7 protein-coding genes are annotated in these 8590 nt (G+C 43.1%); 1 reads left to right on the forward strand and 6 read right to left on the reverse strand.

Going from position 1 to position 8590, the window contains the following annotated elements:
- Nucleotides 1-473: 473 nt before the first annotated feature.
- The 6 genes from pepN to KFE26_RS18530 all read right to left on the reverse strand — a co-directional run bounded on the left by pepN (nt 474) and on the right by KFE26_RS18530 (nt 7224).
- Nucleotides 474-3107, reverse strand: a complete 2634-nt coding sequence (gene pepN, locus KFE26_RS18505) for an aminopeptidase N (RefSeq protein ID WP_105250049.1) — start codon at nt 3105-3107, stop codon at nt 474-476.
- Between the two features lie 256 nt (nt 3108-3363).
- Entirely contained in the window at nt 3364-3957 is a 594-nt protein-coding gene (gene lpoB / locus KFE26_RS18510) for a penicillin-binding protein activator LpoB (RefSeq protein ID WP_173246506.1), read from the reverse strand.
- Nucleotides 3958-4026: 69 nt separating this feature from the next.
- On the reverse strand, nt 4027-5430 hold the full coding sequence (locus KFE26_RS18515) for a COG3014 family protein (RefSeq protein WP_113939848.1): 1404 nt from the start codon (nt 5428-5430) through the stop codon (nt 4027-4029).
- Nucleotides 5430-5987, reverse strand: coding sequence for a peptide deformylase (gene def / locus KFE26_RS18520; RefSeq protein WP_168824914.1), 558 nt, complete (start codon nt 5985-5987; stop codon nt 5430-5432). Before def ends, KFE26_RS18515 begins: the two co-directional genes overlap by 1 nt.
- A gap of 64 nt (nt 5988-6051) precedes the next feature.
- Nucleotides 6052-6264, reverse strand: coding sequence for a SlyX family protein (locus KFE26_RS18525; protein WP_006080410.1), 213 nt, complete (start codon nt 6262-6264; stop codon nt 6052-6054).
- Between the two features lie 9 nt (nt 6265-6273).
- Nucleotides 6274-7224 (reverse strand): WD40 repeat domain-containing protein, encoded by a 951-nt coding sequence (locus KFE26_RS18530; RefSeq protein ID WP_173246498.1) that lies wholly within the window; start codon nt 7222-7224, stop codon nt 6274-6276.
- 154 nt (nt 7225-7378) lie between these two features.
- Here KFE26_RS18530 and fkpA point away from each other — a divergent pair, with 154 nt between their 5' ends.
- The gene (fkpA, locus tag KFE26_RS18535) at nt 7379-8146 is read left to right on the forward strand and encodes an FKBP-type peptidyl-prolyl cis-trans isomerase (protein ID WP_105250047.1); all 768 of its coding nucleotides are present in this window, start codon (nt 7379-7381) and stop codon (nt 8144-8146) included.
- Nucleotides 8147-8590: the final 444 nt, after the last annotated feature.

An 8590-nucleotide genomic window follows, 5' to 3' on the forward strand; every position in this document is an offset into this window, starting at 1 on the left:
AGCTCTCTAACGTTGTTTTAGTATAGCGGCAGTACGGGGCAAAACATTAAATCATTGAAGAATTATAGTAATAAATTTAGAAGTGACGCCCATAATTTATGAATTTAATAATTACATGATTTTTATATCAATAACGATTGCGTCAGCGGTTGTTTATTTGATGAGCTGATGGAACTTAGTAGACTAAACTGAAGAGATGAATAATATTTTACAGGTGATAAATAACATTGGTTATCGTCAGTAAGCCGTTAAAACACATAAGCTCAAGCTAACAATTTAATTAAATATGTCACTGGTTGTGAGTGTGATTAATTCATTATTCAGAATGCTGGCTTGTTTATATCAAAGGTTAGTGAGCTTAATTTCGCGCGGGTAACATCTTGTGTGCTGGTTCAAGTTTAAGACTCATCTGTAACAGAACATAAAAAAGGGACTCCTAGGAGCCCCTTGTTCATTTTTAAATGACCTAAATATTAGTGAGTCATTTTATTTTTGATCAGCACACAACGCTGCTCTATTTGACGAGTTTCCAGTAGATTACGGCGGGTAAGGTTAGATAGCCCAGTTTGGCGATCAAGTACTTTGTCCAATGCCGCTATGCTAGTGTAATTACAATCGGTTGGGATGAGGAAATGGCTATAATTACGCATAAATACTGGCCCTTTTTTGTCCATATCCATTAAGCTCGCCAGACGCTCTTCCGCTGTAGCTGCGCTTAATAGTTTTTGCTCAGCAGGATAAAGATTTTGCATAATAATCCGCTGTTTGGAGAAAGGCAGGCTGTCTAGATGGACTTTACTTAACCAACGACGTTTTGCGGCCGCTTCAGGGCGGATCACTTGTGCCGCAAGTGCCGCTTTTTCGCCAGAGTCTGAATTATCCTTGGCAGCTTCTTTGGTTAAGCGCTGCAGCGCGTTAGGAAAATCATAGCGATTAAGCTGGGTGATGATTGCCCATCGTAAATCTTGATCTAAGGTTAATCCCTTAATTTTTGTTTCACCGTCAATGAGTTGTGCTAAATGACGTAGTGAATCTCTGTCGCTTGCTAAACTGACATAGGCATTGAACCAGATCCGTTGGAAGTCATTATCGCCTTTATTTTCCATTGCTTTTCTCAGACTCATTTGGCTTAAGCCTTTAATTGCATTTTCAGCGTAGTTTTGCTGAATAGGGGCGATCTGCGCGAGATATTCCTTCGAGCGCAACATGCTATCGATGATCTGACCAACAATTGTGTAGTCCGTCTCAGCAGGCGCGTTAACAAACACTGTGCTTAGGTATTGATCTAAGCTCAATTTACCTTCGCGGACGCTGTCCCACAGACTTTGCCACAGCATAGATCGCAGTAGTGGATCGGAAATATTACTCAGTTGTTGTTTTGCGGTATTAAATGACTTGTCATCAAGCTCGACTTTCACAAAGCCCCAATCATCAAAGTTTGGATAGACTAGGTCTGGGCAGCGCTCACCAATCAGTTGTTTAACTTCAGTACGCTCGCCTTTGTAAGTCACTGGCACTGTAATGTCATTTCGCAGATCAAAGCGACCTTGGGTAAATAAAGCCACTTGGACTTTTTGTTCACGTAATGTGGGTAGCTCTGCGCTTGCAGGGAGCTGCCGTAGGCTAAATTCGCTGATTCGGTTGCCCTCACAACGATATTCCGCCTTGATGGTGTTAACGCCAGCGCTGTAGAGCCATTCTTGAGTCCATGCACTTAAATCGCGGCCAGCGGCTTTCCCTAGGCTATTGATAAAATCGTCTAACTCAGCATTTTGATAACTATATTGTTTTAAATAGTTACTGACGCCACGACGAAACACCATGTCGCCGAGTAAATGGCGTAATTGTTTCAGCGTTGATGCGCCTTTTTGGTAAGTGATAGCATCGATATTGTCGAAGGCGTTCTGAGTCGTTGCTACGGGTACTTCAATGGGGTGCGTGGTGACTAAGCTGTCTTGCTCATAGGCTTTTTGCTTACCTTTAGCGTAGAAGGTACGCCAAGCATTAGTGAACTCTGTGGCTTCTTGAGTCGCAAGTGTGCCCATAAATGAAGCAAAACTTTCATTTAACCACAAGCCGTTCCACCATTTCATGGTGACGAGATCGCCAAACCACTGGTGCGCCATTTCGTGCATGATCACGCCCGCAAGATTTTGCTTCTGATCCGCTGTCATAGCCGCTTTATGAAGGAAGATATCTTCGGAAAAGGTCACTGCGCCCGCGTTTTCCATTGCGCCATAAAGGAAGTCTGGCACTAGAATTTGATCGTATTTCTTAAAGGGGTAAGGAATACCAAAGTAATTATCGAAAAAAGTTAACCCTTGTTTTGTATAGGTAAACCAATCTTGCTCCGTGACTTGATTAGCAACGGATTGACGGGCGAACAGGCGCATAGGATAGCGGCCTGAGTTGTCTTGCCACATGTGATAAGGGCCCGCGTGCATCGAAAAGTTATATGGGCTTAGCTTAGGAGTTTGTGGGAAAGTCCAACGATTGTAAGCACCCGCTGGGGTGATTTGGCTTTCACGCATCGAGCTAATGACTTGCCAGTCTTTGGGCGCTGTTACCGTAATTTGATAGTTAGCCTTGAGATCCGGTTGGTCGAATACTGCGAACATCTGCTGAGCAGCAGCGGGTTCAAAATGAGAGTAGAGGTAGACCTTGCCATCGATTGGATCTTTAAAACGGTGTAAACCTTCACCATTGGTGCTGTGGGCACGGCTAAATTGCACTTCAATGGTATTTTCACCTGAGGTGAGCAAACGCGTATTTAAGCTGATGTAAGCGCCATTGTAATTGGGGTATACGGCGGTACCGTTGATGATAAAGCGTTTTATCTGCGCCTTGTTTAAATCTAAGCTCAGTTGTTTTGGCACTTCACTTAATTGAAATGTCACTTTGGAGGTGGCTGAAAACTCGGCGTCCCCTGTGAGCTGAAAATCCAAGTCATAGTGAATATCGGAGATGACCTGCGAGCGAAGCGCAGCCTGATATTGGCTAATATAAGCGCTAGCATCACGTGGACCCGTATTGAGTGTACTTTGGGTTGCACACGACATTAATGTGCCGCAGGTAAGGGCAACGAGACTGGCTTTAAACAAGTTCACAACTTAAATCCTTCAACGATTTGTTTTGTTTTCTGCTTGGATGTTTGCATTCAATATCGTGTGTGTAGGTTTGCCTTTGTGGCAAATTATCCCTCGCGCCAGCGCCAATTTTGAGCATCATCATCGCAGTGTATTTTGGCCGAGTACACTACCTTATTTACCTTGGATTACCAATGTTAAAAATGTAAAAAAAAGCCAGCGTTAACGCTGGCTTCTTGAGATTACTGTTTGGCAGAATTAAGTGCCAATAGGACAATTACATGCCTAAGAAAGACTTAGACTTCATCTTACGGATTTCTTTTTCATCAGACCATTCGATAAGGCCTGTTTCTAAATCCATTAAACGCATTGTCATCTTATAGTAGACGTCTTTAGTGCTACCGTCTTGCTTCACTATGCTAGATAAATTGCCATATAACATGTATTGAGCGCCAATTTGACGACCAAACTTGATGGCGGTTGATGGGTCAACCATGCCAGTGTTGTTTTGGTAATCCAGTTGTTTACGGACTGAATCTACTTTAGTCATGTCGATAAAACGGAACTTGCCTGAGCGCAATAATTTGTTACTGATAGAGTCAGTGACAGACTCAGTGTCGATATGTTCTGAGGTTTTGTTTTTGATGCTATCAACAAATAAAATCGGGCGGTCATTGGCTGTTATTGCCACGATAGGAGGGAAAGTCATCATGCTATCCACCATCTTGGCTGCAATAGCTTGTAGATCCGTCGAGCCAAAGTTCTCATTGACGGTTTCAACTTCTGTGGCATCGCCATATTCGACTTTAGATTGACATGCAGCTAGACCCATAACGGCAGCCAGTACAAAAATCAGTTTAAATTGTTTCATAGTCAGTTCCATTTTGTGATTGTATAAACTTAATGACACACGTCTTATTCAAATACCACAACCGCTAGGCTAAATGATTATTGAATAAATTCGGGTGTAATTACCAGTATCAATTGCCCAGACTAAGGTGGTTTTGCCTGCTGCAACATCAATTTTAGCCGGTGGCGCTTTGTCTAACTGCAAAGTGTATTCACCTGCACTCAAATAACGCCGCCCGATCTGTGCTTGTTTAGGGAGCGTCAGCCAACTACGACGATCCGCTTGTTCTGTTACTACGTTAAAAATCTGCATCGCTATACTGCCAATATCGGCAGCATTGTTCCCTGGTTTGCCACTCTTCTCAATCTGATAGGCCATCTCAGATTTAGCATAGACCCTAGCGACTTGGCGAACTAGCGTCGCGGGCAGATCTTCCTTGAGTGCTGTGATGGCTAAGGCATCGATATTGGCAATAGGTTCAGTTTTCAGCACTGTACCTAAACCTTGCACTTGCGTCTCTGGCACAAAAGTATTGTTTGGCATGTAGGTAGCGAGTGACACTGTCTGCCAGTTACCATGGATAGTAAAAGGTACAGTGAGAGCTTGTTTTGCAGGCACAAAGCCGCGCTCGACCATCAAAATTACTTGGCCATCTTTGGGATTGGGCAACTTAGCATCGCCCCAACGGCGCTTAAACTCATCATATTGTGGCATGCCGAGTTGCTTGGCGAGGCGGACCAGATCTTGCTGTAAATAGGTGTTATCTGGAGTGATTTGTGCTGCTTTACGATAATCGATATAGGCATCGTTCGGCTCACCCAGCACTTCGTGCAGTACACCAGTCGTGTAATAACTGTAAGCGTTTAAGAAAGAACTGGTGACTGTGCCCGCGGCTTGTCCTAGTTTATTAACCTCGGCATCTATGGTGCCGTTTGCCATGGCTTGAACTGACTTTTGTGATTTTTGATAGCGTTCTTGCTCGCTGCTCTGTAGTTCGTTACTGCGACGAACTTCGACTAAAGCCCCCTGATAGTCGCCACTAAACAAATAGTTAAGAGCTTGGTATTGGTGCAGCATAATGCGTTCATACCCAGGGCCTCGGTATGGAATCGCATTGTCGTTTAACACTAAGCTGCTGGCTGTTGCGCCAATGTCACTAACGCTGACTTTGGCCTTATCATCAAAGGCGGTATAAGCATCTACTGCTTGCTGATAATATTTTTTACTGGCAGCGAAATCGCCGGCGACTTGAGCAATTCGTCCCGCTTCTTGGGCATAGAGTAAGCCGTCATTGCCATTGATATTACTGGCAAGTTTGTCGATATCGGCCATGGGAGTCGCACTATTAAGCTCTTGTTTGAGTGGTTCGATCTGCGCAGGATAATTAATGAAAATACTGTTATAAGCGCAGCCCGATAAGTTTAAAACCAATCCCATTGCCAAGGTTGGTGCAATAAATGCGCGAGAAAAAGGTGTAACGAAGGACAGTTTCATTATTGCGCTTCACCTTTTTTGATGGATTGGGCTGAAATCGCCTGAGTCTGTTCTGGCATAAGTGAACGCTCGAGTAATGTGATCCCTTGAAGGTGATCAAATTCATGTTGAAAAATCCGTGCAATAAAGCCCGTTAATTCGGTTTGTTGCCACTCGCCTTGTAAATTTTGATAGCGTACTTCAATGGCTTGATGTCTTTGTATCGTAAATCTTTGCCCCGGTACAGATAAGCAGCCTTCTTCTCCGCTGACCAACTCGCTTGATGCATTAATGATTTGCGGATTAACCACGACCACAGGCGCCATATTAGGCGCGTCGGGATAACGCTCATTAGGGCGAGAAGCCATAATAAATAAGGCTAAAGGGCTGTGAACTTGGGGGGCTGCGATACCAACGCCATTGGCAGCGTCCATGCTGGCAGACATTTGCTCGGCAAGATGCACGAGCTCGGCATCGAAATGGTGCACTGTGATTGCAGTCTGCCTTAGAATGGGTTCACCCACTAACGCTATGGGTAATAGAGTTGGGGTTTCTTTTGGCATTAAATGTTTAAACATCGCATTCCCTGGATATTTTGCAGTAACTGTTTTTTAATCAAAGTTAACATCTAAAGCGTCAGTGTTAATAATGTGGTGGTGGCGTTTCTTCAGCCTGAGTCGCCATATTACTCGGTTCCATATCCTGCAACTTACCAATTAACATGTGAATTTGGTGTTGCTGGTGAGCCACCAGTCGATTCAATTTGATGACTTCTTGGTTTAATTCTTCGACTGTGAGCTCTTGAAAAGCCAATTTGGTTTCTAGATCTTCAATCTGTGCTTGTACGCCTTGCATGGCTAACCTCTATTTCTGCCAAGTTTCAACTAAGCCTTGGCTACTGATACTAACGACTTTATTGGTATCTCGAATTGCCACAGAGTATACAACGGCTCCTCGATTTTGGCTGTTTTTAGTGAGTGCAACCTGCCATTTTTCAATTTGTTTACCCGAGTCACGTTGCCAGAGTATAACTTCCCGCGCTGGCGTACCTGTTAATAGCTGGCTGTCTTGTTTGATAAACCTCACCGCTGAAAAGTTCATTTGGCGACGGGTAATATCCAGCTTATTTAACAGCTTACCGCTTGTGTTATCCCAGATTTTTGCTTCATCTGTGCTGCCATTGGTAAAACTTAAACTACCACTGTCGTTGAGTGCCACTTTGGTTATACGGCTGCCGAGTGTCCACGTATGAAGCGGTTGGCCAGTTTGTGCCTGCCAGAGAATCGCCTGCATATCATTTGACCCCGTTAATGCTAATCGGCCATCAGCAGAGAGGGCTACACTATTGACGCGCTCTTTATGTCCAAGAAACTTGATTAAGGCAGATTTTTCGGCATTAAGCGACATGACTGAACCATCATTTAAACCAATAAGTAGTGCGCCATTATCGGCTACCGCGACACTTTCACCGGATGAAGGTAAGGACCACCAGCCCAAAGGCTTACCGTCGGCTATTTTCCACATAGCAACTGAATCTCGGCTTAACGATGCTGCAAATATCCCGTTGGGAGAAATCGCCGTACCTGTGACGCCAGTATTAATATCGCCATGTATCCATTGGTATTTGAGGGTATGGGTGCTGAGATCCCAACATTGAACTCCACTACTTTGAGTGGCAACTAAGGCGAATTGCCCATTACTTGATAGGCTCGCGCTATAGCTGGGCTCTGTTGTGAGAACACTGATATCTTCTGCTTTGGGGTGGCAAGCGATTAGAAAAACTGTGCAAATTACCAGCAGTAGATTTTTCTTCATGAACTTGCTCCCTAAGTTGTTGTCTTTAGACTTGATCAAGTGACATTAATCACTGTTAACCCATAAAGAATCTAGTTGGTATAACCGAGATAACTAGTATAAAGTTGTCACGCTTAGGTTATTGTAACCGCTTGAGGATGCTGAGGAAGCTTTAATGAAATCGATTTATAAATTATCGTTAGTTGCATTGGCTATTATTGGCCTATCTGCTTGTAATCAAGAAGAAAAAGCAGCTACGAGTACAAATGTTGAATTAACGACTGAAGCTCAAAAAGAAGCTTACAGTGTAGGCGCTTCAATCGGTCGTTATATGTCTGGCCATATCAAAGAGCAAGAAGAATTAGGCCTGCCAGTTGATCGCACTCTGATCGTCACTGGTTTCACTAATGGTCTGAATGACCAATTAAGTTTAACCGAAGAAGAAATGCAAACCATTCTTCAAGGTCTAGATAAAAAGTTAAACGATAAACGTCAGGAACAAGCAACAGCGATTTCTGCGAAAAATATCGAAGATGGTAAAAAATTCCTTGAAGAAAACAAGGTTAAGCCTGGTGTAGTGACAACTGAGTCTGGCTTACAATATGAAGTATTAACTCCAGGCACGGGTGAAAAGCCTGCCGCAGAAGACACTGTAGAAGTGGATTATGTCGGTACTTTACTTGATGGTACTGAGTTTGATAGTTCTTATAAACGCGGCGAAGCGGCTAAGTTCCCTTTGAATCGCGTTATTCCAGGTTGGACTGAAGGCGTGCAATTAATGCCTGTTGGCGCTAAGTACAAGTTTGTGATCCCATCAGAATTAGCCTATGGCGTACGTGATACTGGTACTATTCCACCAAACTCTACGTTGATTTTCGAAGTTGAGTTGAAATCAATCGAGAAAGCTTCTGCGGCGCCAGTAGCTGAACCTGCTAAAAAGTAATTGATTAGCTGCGACGTGTAATACGCCGCAATTGAAAATACCGCTCCTAAATGAGCGGTATTTTTTTGTCTGTAAATTCGCATTATTGTTTTAATATTTAGCTCACTATCTTACAGCCGTTGGTTCTCAGACTGGCTCTGTGTTTCATTTTTATACCCATCATCAACATTAATCTGCTGCAATAACCAAGGGTATAAATCATCCACTTTAGCAGTTTGACTGTTATATTTATTTCAAAATAATGAATGCTAAATTAAGTTTTAATTATATCCATTACCTTTTAAGGACCCGTGTTCCTTATATTTTATTGGGTATCGCATACCGAATAATATCATCAAAATATCACATTAAAATATTGATTATTATTTAAGCAGGATGCCAAATGCTTTGAGCTTATGTGTATTGCTCTTACTGTTTGTTTTTACATGGCTAATACTTTTGATT

It is taken from the genome of Shewanella sp. M16, assembly GCF_018224605.1.
GTDB classification, from domain to species: domain Bacteria; phylum Pseudomonadota; class Gammaproteobacteria; order Enterobacterales; family Shewanellaceae; genus Shewanella; species Shewanella oncorhynchi.